General features: G+C 70.3%; 10 protein-coding genes and 1 pseudogene. 6 read left to right on the forward strand and 5 right to left on the reverse strand.

Features of this window, described 5'->3' with window-relative positions; all coding sequences use genetic code 11:
- The first annotated feature begins 358 nt into the window (after positions 1–358).
- A pseudogene (locus tag ACZ4Z1_RS35705) lies at positions 359–1,197 on the forward strand (IS5 family transposase).
- An 87-nt stretch (positions 1,198–1,284) separates the two neighbouring features.
- Here the strand turns inward: ACZ4Z1_RS35705 and ACZ4Z1_RS35710 are convergent.
- Positions 1,285–1,923: a TetR/AcrR family transcriptional regulator gene (locus ACZ4Z1_RS35710; RefSeq protein ID WP_468490831.1), complete on the reverse strand. Its 639-nt coding sequence runs from the start codon at positions 1,921–1,923 to the stop codon at positions 1,285–1,287.
- Between the two features lie 230 nt (positions 1,924–2,153).
- On the opposite strand from ACZ4Z1_RS35710, the gene ACZ4Z1_RS35715 reads away from it, so the two are divergent.
- Together ACZ4Z1_RS35715 and ACZ4Z1_RS35720 are read left to right on the forward strand one after the other, a co-directional pair.
- Positions 2,154–3,332, forward strand: coding sequence for an FAD-dependent oxidoreductase (locus ACZ4Z1_RS35715; protein ID WP_468490832.1), 1,179 nt, complete (start codon positions 2,154–2,156; stop codon positions 3,330–3,332).
- A 2,093-nt stretch (positions 3,333–5,425) separates the two neighbouring features.
- Positions 5,426–5,983: a hypothetical protein gene (locus ACZ4Z1_RS35720; protein WP_468490833.1), complete on the forward strand. Its 558-nt coding sequence runs from the start codon at positions 5,426–5,428 to the stop codon at positions 5,981–5,983.
- Positions 5,984–6,200: 217 nt separating this feature from the next.
- Here the strand turns inward: ACZ4Z1_RS35720 and ACZ4Z1_RS35725 are convergent, their stop codons facing one another.
- Both ACZ4Z1_RS35725 and ACZ4Z1_RS35730 read right to left on the reverse strand, forming a co-directional pair.
- Complete coding sequence (locus tag ACZ4Z1_RS35725) at positions 6,201–7,700, reverse strand: GDSL-type esterase/lipase family protein (RefSeq protein WP_468490834.1); 1,500 nt, start codon at positions 7,698–7,700, stop codon at positions 6,201–6,203.
- A gap of 477 nt (positions 7,701–8,177) precedes the next feature.
- Positions 8,178–12,050 (reverse strand): nSTAND1 domain-containing NTPase, encoded by a 3,873-nt coding sequence (locus ACZ4Z1_RS35730; RefSeq protein ID WP_468490835.1) that lies wholly within the window; start codon positions 12,048–12,050, stop codon positions 8,178–8,180.
- A 468-nt stretch (positions 12,051–12,518) separates the two neighbouring features.
- Here ACZ4Z1_RS35730 and ACZ4Z1_RS35735 point away from each other — a divergent pair, with 468 nt between their 5' ends.
- On the forward strand, positions 12,519–13,175 hold the full coding sequence (locus ACZ4Z1_RS35735) for a TetR/AcrR family transcriptional regulator (protein ID WP_468490836.1): 657 nt from the start codon (positions 12,519–12,521) through the stop codon (positions 13,173–13,175).
- On the forward strand, positions 13,172–14,560 hold the full coding sequence (locus tag ACZ4Z1_RS35740) for a phenylacetate--CoA ligase family protein (protein WP_468490837.1): 1,389 nt from the start codon (positions 13,172–13,174) through the stop codon (positions 14,558–14,560). The genes ACZ4Z1_RS35735 and ACZ4Z1_RS35740 overlap by 4 nt, the downstream gene beginning before the upstream one ends.
- Before the next feature lie 606 nt (positions 14,561–15,166).
- On the opposite strand, the gene ACZ4Z1_RS35745 is transcribed toward ACZ4Z1_RS35740, so the two are convergent.
- Positions 15,167–16,042: an ABC transporter permease gene (locus ACZ4Z1_RS35745; RefSeq protein ID WP_468490838.1), complete on the reverse strand. Its 876-nt coding sequence runs from the start codon at positions 16,040–16,042 to the stop codon at positions 15,167–15,169.
- Positions 16,039–17,154: an ABC transporter ATP-binding protein gene (locus ACZ4Z1_RS35750; protein ID WP_468490839.1), complete on the reverse strand. Its 1,116-nt coding sequence runs from the start codon at positions 17,152–17,154 to the stop codon at positions 16,039–16,041. Before ACZ4Z1_RS35750 ends, ACZ4Z1_RS35745 begins: the two co-directional genes overlap by 4 nt.
- Positions 17,155–17,354: 200 nt before the next feature.
- Between ACZ4Z1_RS35750 and ACZ4Z1_RS35755 the strand changes: the two genes are divergently transcribed.
- Positions 17,355–17,477 (forward strand): lasso RiPP family leader peptide-containing protein, encoded by a 123-nt coding sequence (locus tag ACZ4Z1_RS35755; protein ID WP_361157987.1) that lies wholly within the window; start codon positions 17,355–17,357, stop codon positions 17,475–17,477.
- Positions 17,478–17,518 lie beyond the last annotated feature (41 nt).

The raw sequence follows: 17,518 nt of genomic DNA on the forward strand, positions 1-17,518 counted from the left end.
GCAGGCGGTGAGGAGCCAGTGGCCCCATGGTGTGATGTCCATCTGAGCATGCAGGGTCGTCCAGACAAACAGTGCTCCGTAGACACTGCAGGCCAGTGTGCCGAACGCCGCCGGGATGACCGCGGCGGGGATCGGGATCGGACGGCCTCTGACTGAGCGTTTGGTCCTGTCTCATTGCAGTCTGCGGGGGATTGGCGGGTGTGCCGGCTCGGGACGGAAGGGTCCGGTGAGCCGATCGGTGTGGGATCCAGCGGCTGAGGACCGTCTCGTCCCGGAACCTCCCGTCTCCTTCTGCGACGGGGCAGTCCGCGGCCCTTTGCCCCTCGCCAAGCCGACCGCCGCGCGGTACATCCAGGACATGACCTCGCGCGACGGGTACCCCAGCGGCCTGTCCGACGACCGCTGGGCCCTGATCGCCCCCGTGCTCACCGCCTGGCGGGCCCGGCGCCGCCGCGACGCCCTGGACATCGGCCGCCCGCCCGAGCACGGCCTGCGGCGCATCCTGGACGCGATCCTGTACGTGGACCGCACCGGCATCCCCTGGCGCTACCTGCCCCACGGCTTCCCGCCCCACCAGACCGTCTACGGTTACTTCGCCAAGGGGCAGCGGGACGGCGTCGTCGCCCAGCTGGCCGGCCTGCTGCGGCGCCGGGTCCGCGAGGCCGAGGGCCGCGACGGCGAGCCGTCCGCGTGCGTGCTGGACTCCCAGACCATCAAGACCTCCGCCCATGTGCCGCTGGCCGGCCAGGGCACCGACGCCGGGAAACGGATCACCGGCCGCAAGCGCCACCTCGGCTGCGACACCCCCGGCCTGCTGCTGACCGTCCTGGTCACCGCCGCCAGCGTCTCCGACACCGCGGCCGGCGTGCAGCTGCTCTCCCGCATCGCCGCCGTCCACCCCCGCATCCGCAAGGCGTGGGTGGACGCCGGCTACCGCACCACCGCCATCGGCCACGGCGCGGCGCTGGGCATCGACGCCGAGCCCGTCGCCCGCCCGCCGGGCCGCCGCGGCTTCGTGACCATTCCGCGGCGCTGGACCATCGAGCGCAGCACCGGCTGGCTCATGCACCACCGCAGGCTCGCCCGCGACTACGAAACCCACCCCCACCGCAGCGAAGCCCTGATCCAGCTCGCGATGATCGACCTCATGACCCGCCGCCTCACCGGCGAAACCACCCCACCTGGCGCGGAACCTGACCCCGCGGAACCAGACACCCGCTACAGGACCAAACGCTCAGTGAGACTCACCACGGTTCCCCGCAGTCGGCGGCGAAAGTGTGTGAGTCACTGAGAAGGCCGATGCGGCCTCTGATCGCGGTTGTGAGTTCCGGCCGGGGCGGTCTCCTGTCGCGCCAGGGGGGTGGTGGCCCAGCCGTGTTCCAGCAGGGCGAACAAGTCGCGTACGGCCTGGGCCGGGTCTTGGCTTGCCCGGGCGATGCCGGGAGCTTCCAGGGCGAAGCGTGCCAGGCCGGTGACGGCGGGGCCTTCCGGGGCGAGCCCGGTGGCCTCGGCGAGGGCGGCGGCCAGTGTCTTCTCGTGGCGTGACCACATGCGCCGGGCGTAGTCCCGCAGCGCGGGGGTGGATTCGACGAGGACGAACGTGGGGTCGTCGGTGCGTACGGCGGTGCGGGTGCGCACCATGTGGTCGCGCAAGGCATGCAGCGGGGACTGGTCGGGCGACCGGTCGCGCACGGCGGCGACCAGGTCGCTCTCGATGTCCGCGTCCAGGTCGAAGACGAGGGCTTCCTTGCTGGGGAAGTGCTTGAAGAGCGTGCTTAGCGAGACGTCGGCCGCCTCCGCCACCTCACGCACACCGACATGGTCGAAGCCGCGCTCGGTGAACAGCCGCACCGCGGCATCGGCCAGTGCCTGCCGTGTCCGGGTCTTCTTGCGCTCGCGGCGTCCTGTCGATGTCTCGGCCATGCCCCCACCCTACCCCGGTGGGGGAATCCGATCGCAAAGGCGATCGGCTGCGAAATCGAATCAGTTGTACTTTTGTAGTTGCTGTGCTTCTGTGGGCGGCATGCCTGACCGGCGCCGGCCACCGGAACTCGGGCAGCGTTCCCATCGGAATGACTGCTCCGCCACGCCGGACAGGGCTTCACCACACAACACCGGCACCTACTTCACCCACCGAATGGAGCGTGACCCTCATGTCCACCACCCCTCGCATCGCCATCGCCGGCGCCGGCCTCGGCGGTCTCGTCTGCGCGCGGATCCTGCAACAGCACGGCATGCCGGTCACGGTCTTCGAGCAGGAGAGCGATCCCCACGCCCGCTCCCAGGGCGGCACCCTCGACATCGACCACGACACCGGCCAGGCGGCCCTGCGCGTAGCCGGACTGTTCGACCAGTTCCTGGCCCTGTCCCGGCCCGAAGGCCAGGAATGGCGCCTGTACGACCGCCACGCCGCCCTCGTACGTCACGACCGCGCCGGCGAGGGTGACCTGAGCAGGCCCGAGATCGACCGCGGCCGACTGCGCGCGCTTCTGCTCGACTCCCTTATCCCCGGCACGGTCCGCTGGGGCCGCACCGTAGAAGCCGTCACCCCGCAGCCCGACGGCACCGCCCGCCTGCACCATCACGACCGTACCGGCGCGCACGCCGACGACTTCGACTTGGTCATCGGCGCCGACGGCGCCTGGTCCCGGATACGACCCGCACTCTCCGACGCCCAACCCGCCTACGCGGGTGTCACGTTGGTGGAAGCCCACTTCAACGATGTCGACCACCGCCACCCCGACATCGCCCACCTGGTCGGACGCGGCACCATGTCGGCCAAAGCGGGCAGCCGCAGCCTGGTGCTGCAGCGCAACAGCAACGGACACGTCCGCGCATACATCACCTTCCGCGGCCCCCAGGACTGGCACGCCGGACTCGACCTCACCGACACCGAGGCCGTGCGCGACCGCCTCCTTGCCCGGTACCAGGGCTGGCATGGGAGCCTGCTGGGCATCCTGCGCGACAACGAGGGCGGCTTCATCAACCGGCCGATGTTCGTCCTCCCGGTGCCCCACACCTGGCAACGCGTCCTGGGGATCACCCTGCTCGGCGACGCCGCCCACCTGATGCCGCCCATCGGTGTCGGCGCCAACCTCGCTCTGCTCGACGGCGCCGACCTCGCCCGCGCCGTCATCGGCCACTCCACCATCGGCGAAGCCCTCGACGCCTATGAAACCGTCATGCTGCCCCGCGCCACCGACAACGCTAAAACCGCCCAGCAGATGCTCACCACACTTATGCCCGACACCGACACCGACACCGCAGCCTTCCCCGACAGCCTCTGGCCGGCCGGCACCCGCCCTGACCCGCACCCCGATCACACCGGCTGAGCCCACACCCGGGCACCTCTGGCCAGGCCCCTGAGAGTCGTTTTTTGCTGGTTTGTTCTCCATCATGCGTCTCAGTGCTTCACAGGCGCCGCTTGCTTCCCGGATCTGCGTGTGACGGATAGGTGCGTAACGGGATGAACCGCACCTCGTGGAGTGAGACAGATCCTGCGGGATGACGGGCCTCCCATGAATCACAGGCGTCGCCTGAGCCACCGCCAGCTCTGAGTGCCACCTCGCCACAAAGATATGTTGGGAGCAAACAGACTTTGCCGGTGAAAAGGACCTCTGAGATACGGCAGCCAACGCGGCCACACTTCTCCCCACGGTCGCACCAGCCCGAGTGTCAGCCAGGCCAGTCCTTCTTGGGCCAGTGACAGCAGCGGCAGTACCAGCAGGCTTCAGCCGGGCAGGAGCATCGCATCGTACTCGGACGGCGCGAGTCCGAGCGGGACACCCAGCACCACTCCGAGACGCCACAGCATCGACGGCACCGACACCCAGACAACCGCGGCCGCCGCACGTCGCGCCCAGGCCGGGACGCCTGGGACCGTCCGATGCGATGCGCTGCCGGACAAGTGCCCTTCTTCGGCTGGGGCGTTGTCGGAGAAGGGGGCAGCGGTGGGCATGTAGCAGGCTCCTCGGTCGGCGATGTCGTGCGATGCCCTTGATGCTTTCGCCGGCCTCGCCACCTGGCGTCCAGCCGCAGCATGAACACGATCAGCCGCATGGTGTAACTGCATGGCCGCCGTATCCGCCCCGAGGCGTATGCACCGCCGCAGGCAGGCATGAGCTGTGGTGGGGTGGCGGGCGCGGTGGTCGGCCGTCGTGGACCGGGCACGGGAAATCGTGCACGAGTACGCGCCGTTAAAGGTGACGCTGCGGCAGGTGATGTACCGCCTGGTCCCGGCGGGCGTGCTGCCGTATACGGCGCCTGCCTAGCGGCGGCCGTCGGCCCGGCTGGCCCAGGACCGCCGCGAGGGCTGTGTGCTCGACTTGATCAATACTGTCCGCGGTGTTCGCGATGTCCACGTGCACCCTGCGCCGTCAGCTGACCGGCTGGCTCGCCGCGTAGGGCATCCCGGGCCCCTGGTGGTGCGCGGCTTCGGTTCTCAGCCCTACGCCGACGTGGGATTGGACATTGAACGGGACTGGGTTGAGCGCACCGGCTGCTGGAGCCGGGCCACCCGCGTACTGCTCACGTACGAGCAGGTGCGCGCGTACGGGCTGTCGGCGACCGAGAGTGAACGCGGCGATCCGCGGTGGCCGGCCTACGCCCGCCGCTACGGCCTCGATCCCGCACGCCCGGCGCAGTGGGAAGTCGAAGCCCTCGAACCGCAGGAGCCGCGGCGTTCGGTCCTCGCCGCCGTCGATCCCTACGTTGACCGCCAGGTACTCGTCAAGTCGTCGACGACGAGATCGTCCACCGGGCCGCGGCCGCCCAGCACATCGCGGCCGGCCCGGTCCGGCTCGTCACCTACGACACCGGGCACGCTGGCGTTTCGACGCTTCGACGGGCACCCGCACCACGTGCTGGAGGTAGCGGTGTGGGACAGCCTGTCCGGACACGGCGTCCGCGTCCTCGATTTCGATGCGGCTGGCCTGCACGACCGCAGCGGCGTCGTGCTGTCCCTGAGGAAGGACGGGGCATGCTCCAGTGGGCCCTTAGCGCGGACCTCGGCAATGCAATGCCATCTACGACAAGGCCCTGACAGTCGAGTGTGCCCGCAGCACCGCGGCCGTGATGACGGGCGCGGTGGCCAGCAGCCTCGCCACGCTCGGCCACCATGTGCGAGGCAGGTTTCTGGACGCGCTGCCCTTCCCGGCACTGATCGTCAACGGGAAAACGGTGGAATGGCACGAGCCTGTCTCCTGGCCCGGATCGGGGGTGAAGCGCCCCGATTCTGGCTGGCCGGAGCATTCGGCTTCCGGAAGCCGTCCAAGTGGGCACGGCAAGCAATCGGCTGATCGGCATGGAGCAGGGGGTTGTTCTTGATCAGACGCGGTCGGCACATCCCGGGCAGCGACGACAGTCGATATGTGGTGTTTCCCGGCTTGCCCAGGACTAAATGGAGACTCAGTCGATTGTTCGGCGTGTGTTTGTTCAGTGCGGCGTCCTGACACTGAACAACGAGTCGCGGCTATACCGGACACCAACAGGCCGCCTCGTTGCGGCGATGCGGCTGGGAACCGATCGGGGCGGCGTGCAACGGGAAACGGCGCGCCGCTTCTCCGGCAATGTTGGGGAGGGCTTCATGAGATTCGTCAAGACCGGGGTCGCGGCAGCTGCCGCATTGGTCGTTGCCGTCGCGGTGCCCGCAGCCGGCCAGGCCGGTGGTGGTGCGGAGAAGACCGCGCCACAGCCCCGAGCGCTCACCGCGGCCGAGGTGAAAGCGGAGAAACGGCCTTGCGGTCTGTCGGTCGACCAGCCGGGAGGTACGGGTGCCCCGGCTTGGATCTACTGGAACAACTGCTGGGCGGACAACCACGGCCTGAGCGAAACCCCGGTCTTCTCGAACGGCAAGGGGAACACCTACACCTACGTCCGAGTTTGCCAGTACATCGCGCCCGGCCACACCGAGGGGTGGTATTTCCCCGCGGGTTCCTATCCTCCGGAGCCAACGAGTGTCACCGGGGTCACCTACTGCAAGTAAGCACCGATGGCAGCGGCACGTAGCAGGTTCCGCGGGATGACAACGTGCTGAGCGGCTGCCTGCGGTTCAGAGGGCAGATCGCGTCAGTGGGCCCCGGCAGGCGCCGCCGGGGCCCACTGACGTCCGGGGCAATCAACGGCGGGACTGGTGGGCCCGGGCGGCGTACCGGCGACGCCGCCCGGGCCCGGGCGCAGGGAGCGCGATGTGCCCAAGGGCCTTACGTGCGGGCCCTCGCCTGCGGTGGGATCGGCCGTACGGTCATCGCGGTTGCGGATGTACCCGGACCGCCGTTGTCGCATCCGTAGAAACCGGGCGACAGGACGGCCATTTTCTGCAGGCAGTTGCCGAGCGCGGTCTGACCGTAGGCGTTGGGGTGCGCGTCTTCCTGAATGTGGCCCTGGAAGAAGGAGATGTCGCGGGCCCATTCGCTGACAGTGTCGCCAGGGTTCTGCTCGTCGGCCTGACGGGTGTCCCGTCCGCACACCTCCCGGCGCTCGAGGGCATTGCGCAGGTCGAGGAATTCCACGTTGTTCTCCCGGGCGACCTGCCGCAGATTCTCGGAGATCTGCGGGATCAGCCGGTCGCGGGCCCAGTCCTCGTCGGCGCCGTAGAACGGACAGCCGCGCCGGTTCGAGTCGGGGCGGTCGGGGAAACGGGACTCGCTGCCGCGCGGCAGGGGTGAGGGGTAGGACTGCAAGATGATGCGGTAGCCGCTCTGGGCCCCCATCGCGGTGCGAATGTCGGCGATGGTTGCGGCGATGCCGGCGCGTACGCCGGCAAGTTTGCGGTCGACGTTGGGCTGGTGCAGATCGTTACAAGGGCCCAGGCCGATCGCGTAGCGCCGTACGCAGTCCGTGATGATGCCGGTGAAATCCAGGTCGTTGCCGCCGATGGACAACACGATGTACTTCACCTGTGCCTGGGCGGCGATGTTGGCGAGCTGGTCGACCTGGGGTGGTTCCCCTTTGAAGGTGGTGTTGCGCACGTGGGTGGTCTCGGCGCCGGAACACGCCAGGTTGACGCGTGTGGTGACCGGGAGACCGGAGCTTCTGCCTTCGATCTCGGCGGTGTCCGAGCGGTGGCATCCGTTGCCGCCGTCGGCGGTGGTGCCGCCGTAGATCCTGGCCGGGTCGTAGTCGCAGGACAGTATGGTGCAGGTGGCCGCCCGGTCGGATTCGTTACGGGTCAGGCCCCCGGTGGGCGAGTTGCCGTTCCAGCGGCCGCCCTCGCCGGAGATGTAGCTGTCGCCCATGGCCACCGCGACGGTCTCGCCTGGCGGTAGTCTGCGCGGCGCGTTCTTCAGCCGGACAGAGGAGATTCTGTCGTTCATCTTCAGCCCGACGTTCACGACCCGGTCGCCGTAGTAGTCCTCGGACAGGCCGCGGAAGTCGGTGGCCTGGTAGGCCGTGACCTGTGTGCAGTTGTTGTACATGACGAAGGAAGTCGTTGTGGTGCTCGCGGTGGGGCCCAGGTCCCTGATGCCGTACCCGCTGGCGTCGCAGGATCCGTCACTGCTGCTGTAGACCTCCCAGTTGCCGCGCAGTTGCTCGTGCTCATAGACCTTCAGCAGCAGAGTCCGGGCCTGCTTGGCCTCGGCCAGCGGCTTCTCGGCGCGCTGTCCGCAGGTGCGCGAGACAACGCGGGAGAAGCGCTGTCCTGGCTTGACCGGATCAAGGACGGTCAGGCAGTCCTCGGCGGTCATCTTGGGCCGGGGCATCGCGGACCGGGGGCCCGGCGTCCGAGGGCCCGGGTGTGGCGTCGGTGGTGTTGCCGGCGAAACGGCTGTGGGGGCGGTGGACGTGCTGGAAGAGACGGGCGCCGTCTCGGCGGCGTTCGCCGTAGCGGTCAGTGCCACCCCGGGGAGCATCACGGCCGCGACGACGGCCGCGGTGCGTCTGAGAGCACGCATGGAAGGACAGTCCTTTCCCGTGTGGTAGAACGACACATTCCCCATCGGCCGGGCTCCCGCCGGCCCGGCTTCCTCCCGGTAGCTGGGCCGTACGGCCACCCGGCCGAAGGAATGGCGCACCGTCGGCTGCCGCGTCTCCGATCAGTTCTTGCCTGCGCGGCCGCCGATGGGCGCTTCATGTGTGCCGGGTATACCGGAGGCTCGTTGTTCAGGGTCATGGCGGCGCGTTGAACAAACACACACCGAACAATGGGCCGGGCGGGTGGCGAAAGGTGGGGACGTGGCTCAGCCCCGGTCCCGGTGACTGGTGGATGGTTCCGTGCAGGGTGGTGTGTAGGCGACCCCGGGGAAGTACTGGTCCCACTGGGCACGGGTGATGGCTGGATGGACGGTGCGGCAGATGCGGGCGGTGACACGGTCCAGGTCGGTGTCCCACAGCTTCACGGAGCCGTCTGCGTCCGTGGAGGCGAGGGCGGTCCCGCGGGGCTGGAAGGCCACTGAGTAGATCTTGGCGGTGTGCCCGGTGAGCCGCGCCGTCTCTACGGGGCGCCGTGGATCGGCGGTATCCCATAAGCGGACGATCTGGTCGTTGCCCGCGCTGGCAAGGCGGGTGCCGTCGGGGCTGAAGGCCGCGTCCTGGAGGGTGGCGGTGTGCGCGCGCAGCACCGACAGCTCACGGGCCGACCCGGCCGGTGTCACGGCACGCAGTCTGACAGTGCGGTCCGCGCTGTAGCTCACCATGAGGTCGCCACGGGAGACGAAGGTCAGGCCGGTGATGTCGGTGTGGCCGGTGACGCTGCGCAGCCTTTCAGGGTTCCGGGGGTCGGCGACGTTCCACAGCCGGATGGTGGGATCGACACCGCTGGCGGCCAGGACCGTGCCGCTGGGGTGGAAGCTCACGGACACGAGGGAACCGGTACGACTGGGAATGGCGGCCAGGCGGCGGGGCCGTGCCGGACGGCTGAGGTCCCACAGGCGGATGGTCCGGTCCGTGCCGGCACCGGCCAGGAGGCGGCCGCGGGGGTGGAAGGCGACCGACATGACACCGGATCCGGGGCCGCCAGGAGTACCGGTGGGACCGGGGAGAGTAGTGATGCGCTCGGGGCGGTGAGGGTTGCTGACGTCCCACAGTTGGATGGTGTGCGCCGCGCCGCCTGTGGCGAGCATTCGGCCGTCGGGGCTGAAGGCCACCGTATGGACGGCCTCGCCCTGGCCGGTCAGGGTGGCCAGGCGGGTGGGCGCGGCGGGATCGGTGACGTTCCAGAGCCGGACCGTGCGGTCGGCACTCCCGGTGGCCAGTATCCGCCCGTCGGGGCTGAAGGCCACGCTGTAGACGATGCCGGTGTGGCGTGCAGTCAGGGCGCGCAGGTCCTCCAGGCGGACGCTGTAGTCGTCGCTGGCGGTGGCCAGCGTGGTGCCGTCCGGGCTGAACGCGGCCGAGGAGACCATGTCGGTGTGACCGGCGAGGACGGTCAGCAGCGTCGGGGGGCCGCCCGGTCCGGCAGTGAGCCAGATCCGTACGGTGTCGTCGGTACCGGCACTGGCCACCATATCGCCGTCGGGGCTGAATGCGAGAGCGTTGATGACGTCGGTGTGGCCGGCGAGCGATGCGGTACGCGAACGGGGCCTGGAGGCGGTGGTGACGTCCCACAGTTGGATGGTCCGGCCGGTCCCGGCGGTGGCCAGCGTCGTGCCGTCGGGGCTGAAGGCCGTCGCATAACCCGCCGAGGTCAACGTGGTGAGGTGGCGGTGACGAGCGGGGTGGGTGACGTCCCACAGGTGGGTCGTGGCGTCGTAGTCGGCGGTCGCCAGCGTCGTGCCGTCGGGGCTGAAGGCCACGGAGCTGACGTTGTCGCGATGCTTTCTCAGGACGGCCAGCGCGCGGGGCCTGCGGGGATCGGCCACGTCCCAGAGCCGGGCCGTACCATCCTGGCCTCCTGTGGCCAGCAACGAGCCCGTGGGGTGGAAGGCCAGAGCGCTGATGTCCGCTGAGTGACCCGTGACCACGGACAGACGACGGGGCTGTCGCGGGTCGGTGACATCCCACAGACGAATCGTCCGATCCCAGCCAACGGTGGCCAGCACGCGGCCGTCCGCGCGGAAGGCGGCAGCCTGGACGGGGGCGGTATGCCCCTTCAGGGTCGACAGTTGCCGGGGCCGGTGCCGGTTCTTGACGTCCCACAGCTTGATGGTCCGGTCCATGCTGGTGGTCGCGACCACGGTGCCGTCGGGGCTGAAGGCCGCGTGGGTGGTGCCGCGGTGGTGCCCGGTCAGCCGCGTCGTGTACGGCTGGGAGGACGTGCCGAGCACACTGTCGCGCGTCTCGTCCTGCGGGGCCAGCCGGTGGGCGGCGAGCCGTAGCTGCGCCGCCAAGGCCGGGTCCCTCACCTGAAGCGCGGCGGCCTGCGCCACGGCCTTGCGGGCCAGCGCACTGTTACGTTCTTCGGTCGCCCGGCGTTCGGCCCCCACCGTGTAGAGCGCGCCAGCGGCGGACAACACCACGAACACGGCGAGCAGCGCGACCAGTCGGCGCAGCCGGCGGGCGCGGCGGCGGGCCGCGGCGCTCTCCGCTGCCTCGGCAGCCAGGCCGGCGTCCAAGAACGCCCGCTCACGCACGGTCAGGGTGGTCTCGTCGTGTTGGAGGAGAGTCTTGGCGAGGGCGAGACGGGTGCCCCGGTACAGGGCGCCGGAATCGCGGCCGAGCGCCTCCCATTCCTGGGCGGCCTCGGTGAGCTGGCGGTGCAGGCGCAGCCGGTCGCGGTCTTCGGCCAGCCACCGGCGCAACCGCGGCCAGCTGCGGATCAGCGCCTCGTGGGTGATCTCCACATGGCCACGGTCCAAGGTGAGCAGCCGGGCGCAGGCCGCATGGTCCAAGACGGTCGTGAGGTCCGCGGTTTCGTCGAGTTCACTGCGCGGGATGCGGCGTTTGGTGTCCTCGGTGCCCTCGCCCAGGGCGGTCAGCCGCAAGAACAGAGACCGGGCCAGGCGCTGTTGGCGGTCGGTGAGGGCGGTGTAGAGGGCTTCCGCGCTCTGGGCCAGCGCGCCGTCGAGCCCACCGGCCGCCTGGAAGCCGGCCAGCGTCAGCGTGGTGCCCTGCCTGCGCCGCCAGGTCTCCAGCAGAGCGTGGGAGAGCAGCGGCAGCATACCCACCTGCCCGTGGACCTGCGCGGTCAGCGCCGCCAGCAGCGCCCCCTCCACCCGGCATCCGGCGCGGGCGGCCGGCTGGACGATGGCCCGGTGCAGCTCGCAACTGGTCATCGGGCCCAGCGTGACCTGCGCGTCGCACAATGCCTCCACCAGCTGTGCGTGCTGGGTGCAGTGCGGGTAGAAGTCGGCGCGCACGCCCAGCACCACCCGGCAGCGGCTGTTCGGGGCGTGCGCCGCGGTGACCAGCGCGGCGATGAAGGCAGCACGCTCCCGCTCGCTGCCGCATACGGTGAAGACTTCCTCGAACTGGTCCACCACCACGACGACCTCTGCCTCGTCCGAGGCCAGGACCGCAATCTGGCGCAGCACCCGGTTCAGCTCCGCGTGGTCGGCCGAGAGGTCGCTGCGGAGCCAGCCGGGGGAGCGGCCGACGTGCGGCGCCAGGTGAATCGCGCATTCCTCCAGCGGGTGGCTCCCGGGCGTAAAGAGCAGGGGGAGCAATTGCGCGTTCCGGGCGCGCAGGCAAGGCACGAGGCCGGCTCGTAGCAGTGAGGATTTGCCCGCTCCCGAGGCGCCGAAAAGGGCCACGAAGCGCTGTCCTCGCAGGCGTGTGGCCAGCTCTTCGACCAGCCGCTCGCGGCCGAAGAACCAGTCGGCGTCCTGCGCCCGGAACGCTGCCAGCCCCGCGTACGGCGCACGCTCTGTGTCCTTCGCACCGGCTGTCTCCCGCACTGCGGCCTCGGCGGCGAGCTCGGCCGCCACCTCCCGCCAGCGCCGCTCCCACTGCTGGACGTCACCTCCGCAGGCGCGCACATACGCCACCGCCACCGCCAGGCTGGGCAGTTGCCGCCCCGCAGCGGCTCCGGAGAGGGCCGCGGCCGAGTAGTGCGCACGCTCCGCCAGCACCCGGTACGTAGGACCACCGGCCTGAGCCCGCAGCCGCCGCAGATCCGCGGCGAACCGCAGCAGCGGGCTGTCCCCCGGATCAAGGGGTCGCTCTGCGCGAGGCATCGCCCCACCTCCCCGAGCCCCGCATTGTTCAGCATCCGTTTGTGTGCCACCAGCTACTGGACACTGGACAACAGATTCTTGCCGGGCCGGTGGCGCCGGTCCAGCAGCGGGTGGCTTGTTCAGCTTCACATCGAGGGTGCCGCAGGCGCGGTACGCCACCGGGAGCCGGCCGAATCCACCCTCGTCGCGTCGTTGAGCACCCACCCCTGGGATGTGCCAGCCACCGGTGTCGGAACAGCGCTCTCCGGTGGGTGTGTGGACGCTTCCTCGCACGGCAGGGCCTCGGGCTCATCCTTCGACGCCTGTGTCACGGGCACGCAGTGGTGTCCGAGGCCGGCGTGGACTGCGTACTGCTCACAGGCGGGTTTGGCGCGCCTGGGCTCGGCGGAGGAGGCGCTGACGGCAGTGCTGACGCGGTGTGAGCCGCCGCCCTCAATGAAATACAGAGCAGGGCTGTATTCTATTCGTGTGAAGTCTGACAACGATCCCGAAGGACACGCCACCGCCGTGTCGGCCCCGGCCACGAAGACCCCCGGCCGACCACGCAGCCGGGAGGCGGACGAAGCAATCCTCGCGGCAGCGCTCGATCTGCTCATCGAGCGGGGCGCCGGCTTGACCAGCATCGAGCAGGTGGCGCGCCGCGCCGGAGTCACCCGCGCCACCGTGTACCGGCGTTTCCCGACCCTGACCGACCTGCTGGTGCGTGCGGTCGAATGGGAATACCGGGACGCGGATCCCGGCTCGATGGACTGGCCGGACATCGACAGCATGGTGACGGCCTGGGCCGACCACCTCGGCAAGCCCCGCGCGCGAAAGCTGATTCGCCGCCTCTACAGCACGGTCGACGACTTGCCCGAACTGCTGCGCGCCTACCACAAGGCCCACGGCAGTCACCGCAGCCTTGCGGTACGCACCACCCTGGAGCGGGCCCGCGCGGCCGGGCAGCTCCCCCCGAACAGCGACCCGGAAATCCTTCAGCAGCTGCTCAGCGGCGCGGCCCTGCAGCACCTCGCCGCACACCCCGACACCACCGGCGCGCAAGAGGTCAGAGCCTACTTCCTCGCCGTCCTGGGACAGGTCGGGCTGTCGACCGCCCCCATACGCCAAGGGAGTACCGCACGATGACCGAGAACTCGACGTGGCTTGGACGGGACGCCCGCAGGGCCCGCAAGGAGGGCATGCCCGCCGTCATGCGGCGGCAGCGCGACCGGTTGGCCGACATGGTCGCCCATGCCCGGACCGCCTCCCCGTACTACCGCGGTCTCTACCGCGGACTGCCCGAGCGGGTGGAGGACCCGACGCTGCTGCCGGTCACCGACAAGAAGCAACTGATGGGGCACTTCGACGACTGGGTGGCCGACCGCGCCATCACGTACGAGAAGGTGCGCGCCTTCAGCGACGACCCCGACCGGATCGGACAGCGCTTCCACGGGAAGTACATGGTGGCCACCACCTCGGGCACCAGCGGCCGACGCGGCCTCTTCGTCCTCGACGACCGGTACATGGACGTGGGAGCCGCACTCACCTCCCGCGCGCTCGCCACCTGGCTGGGGCCCGCCGGCCTCCTCCGGGCAGCCGCTCGGAGCGGCCGCTTCGCCCAACTCGTGGCCACCGGTGGCCACTACGTCGGCTTCGCCGCGTATTCCCGCACGCTCCGAGCGGGCGGGTGGCGCAGCAAGCTGCTCCGGGCCTTCCCGGTGCACACACCGATGGCGCAGCTGGTGGCCGAACTCAACGACTACCGCCCCGCCTTCGTCATCGGCTACGCCAGCACGATCATGCTGCTCACCGCCGAGCAGGAAGCCGGCCGCCTGCGTATCGACCCGGTGCTGGTCCAGCCGGCCGGCGAGACGATGACCACGGACGACACCGACAGGATCGCCCGCGCCTTCCGCACCACGGTCCGCGCGATGTACAGCGCGACCGAGTGCACTTACCTCAGTCACAGCTGCAGCCACGGCTGGTACCACGTCAACAGCGACTGGGCCGTGTTCGAACCGGTCGACGCCGACCACCGGCCCACCCCGCCCGGCCAGTTCTCGCACACCGTCCTGATCAGCAACCTCGCCAACCGCGTACAGCCGTTCCTGCGCTACGACCTCGGTGACAGCGTCCTGCTCCGGCCCGACCCGTGCCCGTGCGGCAACCCGCTGCCCGCGATCCGCGTGCGAGGGCGCGCAGGCGACATTCTCACCTTCCCCACCCGCTACGGCGACCCCGTGCAGCTCGCCCCCCTGGCCTTCGGCACCCTCTTTGACCGCACGCCTGGAGTCGAGCTGTTCCAGATCGAGCAGACCGCCCCGTCGACCCTGCGCGTACGTCTGCTGCCGGCCGCCGACGCCGACCCGGACCGCGTCTGGCAGAGCGCCCATCTGGAGCTGACCCGCCTCCTCGCCGACAACGAACTCGACCACGTCTCGGTCCAGCGTGCCGAGGAACCACCCCGGCAGACGGCCGGCGGCAAGTACCGAACCGTCATCCCCTTGGATCAGTCGGACGCCCGAGCCTGAGCTTGTTCCTGAACCCTCGGCGGACCCGGGCGGGGAAGCCGGCCGGGCCCGGCCGGCTTCCCCCAGGGGCGGCGGAGGTCCGCGGCCAGCGGCCGGGCGAGGCGGAGTCGGATGCGGGCGGCGATGACCCGGTCCTTGCGATGCTGGCCGGAGCGGCTGGTGAGGATTTCAGCGAAGGGGCGGATGAGCTGTTCGGCGGCGGCCAGCTCAGGGCAGTTGGCGAAGATGCCGGCGAGGCTTCGGGGCGGCTGCGCGGAAATTCGCCGGTCCCGCCACACCGCGGGGGAGGGCGCCACCGACCGTTGGCCGCATACTCGTACGCTCGCGCCAACGACCACGACCACGCCGATGCCCCAGGCTCGATGATCAGCCTGGTCCACGCCTCGGTCGCGCGAGACCTGCGGCCTTCTGAACGAGGTACGGCGTGGAAGACGTGTGGACGGGGGTGTGACTGCCCCAGCCCGCGCTTGCCCTCACTGGATTCGCCGTGCTGGCGAATGCGGTGCCACAAGAAAAGTGGCCCGACTTGGAACTCGTATGAGAAAGAAGGTTTTACCAGGGGGTTCGGGGTGGGGGTCCTGCTCTTCGGGAAAGTTCTCCCGCGCCTCATTCCAGTCGGCCGAAACGGCGGGCGGCCCACAGCAGCACGCCCGCGCCCAGCAGGGCCAGGACCACGATTTCAAGTGCGGCCGGGGGCTGCCAGCCGTCCCAGAGCACCCCGGTGGCGGCAGTGGAGCCGGGGACGTGGTGTGCGATGCTACGGCGCAGGACGTCGACGGCGTAGGCCAAAGGGTTGACGGCGGCCAGCTGGGCGAGCCAGCCGGGCAGAGCGGTCAGCGGGAAGAAGGCTCCGGACAGGAAGAGCAGCGGCATCAGGGCCAGGCTGAGCAGGATGTGGAAGGACTCGACCGTACGGATGCCGATGGCCAGCGCCGCCGCCAGGATCGTGAGGACGAACGAGGTCAACGCCATCGTGGCCAGCAGCGACAGGAGCAGCACGGGTTCGTAGGGCAGCCCGACGATGCCTGCGGTGGCGAGCAGGACCGCGCCCTGGACGGTGGCCTCCGTGGTACCGCCGAGGCAGCTGCCGTACAGCAGGGTGGAGCGGCGTACGGGCGCCATCAGTGTCTCGCGCAGGTAGCCGCTCTCGCGGTCGGTGATCAGGCGCATGCCGACGGTCACCGCGGGAGTCTGCACGGTCATCACCAGTACGCCGGGGAAGAGGTAGGCGCGGTAGTCGCCGCCGACGGCCGTAGCGGGCACCAGGGCGGCCAGGCCGCCGCCGAGGAGCAGCAGGAACAGCAGGGGCTGGACCAGCATCAGGGTGGTCTGCGCGGGCTGGGCGAACATGCGCAGCAGGTCGCGCAGGACGAGCGCGTGGACGGCGCGCAGTTCCCGTACGAGAGGGCCCGGAGTGTCGGTGGCGGGTGGCGCCGGGGCCGGCTGCCGCGGTGGTGCGGGGCGATCCGCGGGGGCCGTCACCGCTGTCTCCCCTCCTCGTGATCAGGCGAGGCGCCACCGTGACCGGGAGCCGTGTCGACGTGGCCTGGTGGCGGGCCGGGGTGGGTGATGCGGCGGCCCGTGTGGTGGAAGAAAACGTCGTCCAGGGTGGGTTCCGAGAGGGTGATGGCATGCACGGAGATGCCGCGCGCGGCCAGGGCGGCGCACACCCGGGGCACCTGCTGCGCTCCCGCCGCCACGGCGACCGTCAGGCCGTCCGGTCCGGTGGCCGGGCGCAGGGAGAGGTCGTGACGCAGGGCGGTGGCCGCCGCGGCATCGTCGCCGGTGCGCACGCGTACCTGGTCGTCGCCGATCGCGGCCTTCAGGGCCGCCGGGGTGCCGTGGGCGACGACGCGGCCGTGGTCGAGGATGGCGATGCGGTCGCAGTGCTCGGCCTCGTCCAGGTAATGGGTGGTGACGAACAGGGTGGTGCGGTGCTCGGCGCGGAGCCGCGCCAGGTGGTCCCAGACCTGGACGCGGGCGCGCGGGTCGAGGCCGACGGTGGGCTCGTCGAGGAAGAGCACGCCGGGCTCGTGGAGCAGGGCGCGGGCGATCTCCAAGCGGCGGCGTAGCCCGCCGGAGAGGGTGCGTACACGGTCCCGGCGCCGCTCGGTCAGTCCGGTCAGTTCCAGGAGTGTGGCACTGCGCGCGCGGGAGCGGCTGCGGGAGAGGCCGTACAGGCGCGCGTGGAGGAGGAGGTTGCGTTCGACGCTGAGGTCGGGGTCGACGGCGCTGTGCTGGAACAGCAGGCCGACACCGCGCCGTACCTGCTGCGGCTGGGTACGGACATCGGCGCCGGCCACCCGGGCTTGCCCCGAGGTGGGGCGGGCCAGGGCGCAGAGCATCGCGATGGTGGTGGTCTTGCCGGCGCCGTTGGGACCGAGAAAGGCGAACGTCTCCCCGGGGTGCACATGAAGGTCGACTCCGCGGACCGCCTCCGTGCCGGGATAGTGCTTGGTCAGGCCGTGGACGCAGATCGCGTACCGGGCGGTGTGGTCAGCATGGCCGACTTCGCCGGTGCGGCCCGCGTGATCACCGTCGTCGGTGTGATCGTTGCGATCGGTGTCACCGGCATCGTCTCCGGCGCCGGTCACCGTCCCGCTCCCGGTGCGCGACCGACGTGCGGCGCCCGGCCGTGCGGCCCCGCTGACCAGCCCACCCGGCTCGCCGCCCGGCTCATCTGTCCGCTTCCTTTTGACGTGGCACGCTGCACCCCTCACGCTGGAAATAGAGGGAAAAATACCCTATATGTCGCGTAACTTCTGCGCGGCGCCGACCTGACAGCAGAAGGAAGGTGACGATGATGCGCCTGCGCTACACGCCTCCGAAGGTCGTCCGCATCGGGCGAGTCGAGAAGCTGACCGGGCAGCTGCGGCGGGGAACCCCCGACGTGGTTGGCCACGGCAACCTGTTCTGACCGACTCTCAGTACGGGGCGGAGCCGGACGGTTCCGCCCCG

The organism is Streptomyces sp. NPDC030165 (assembly GCF_055573595.1).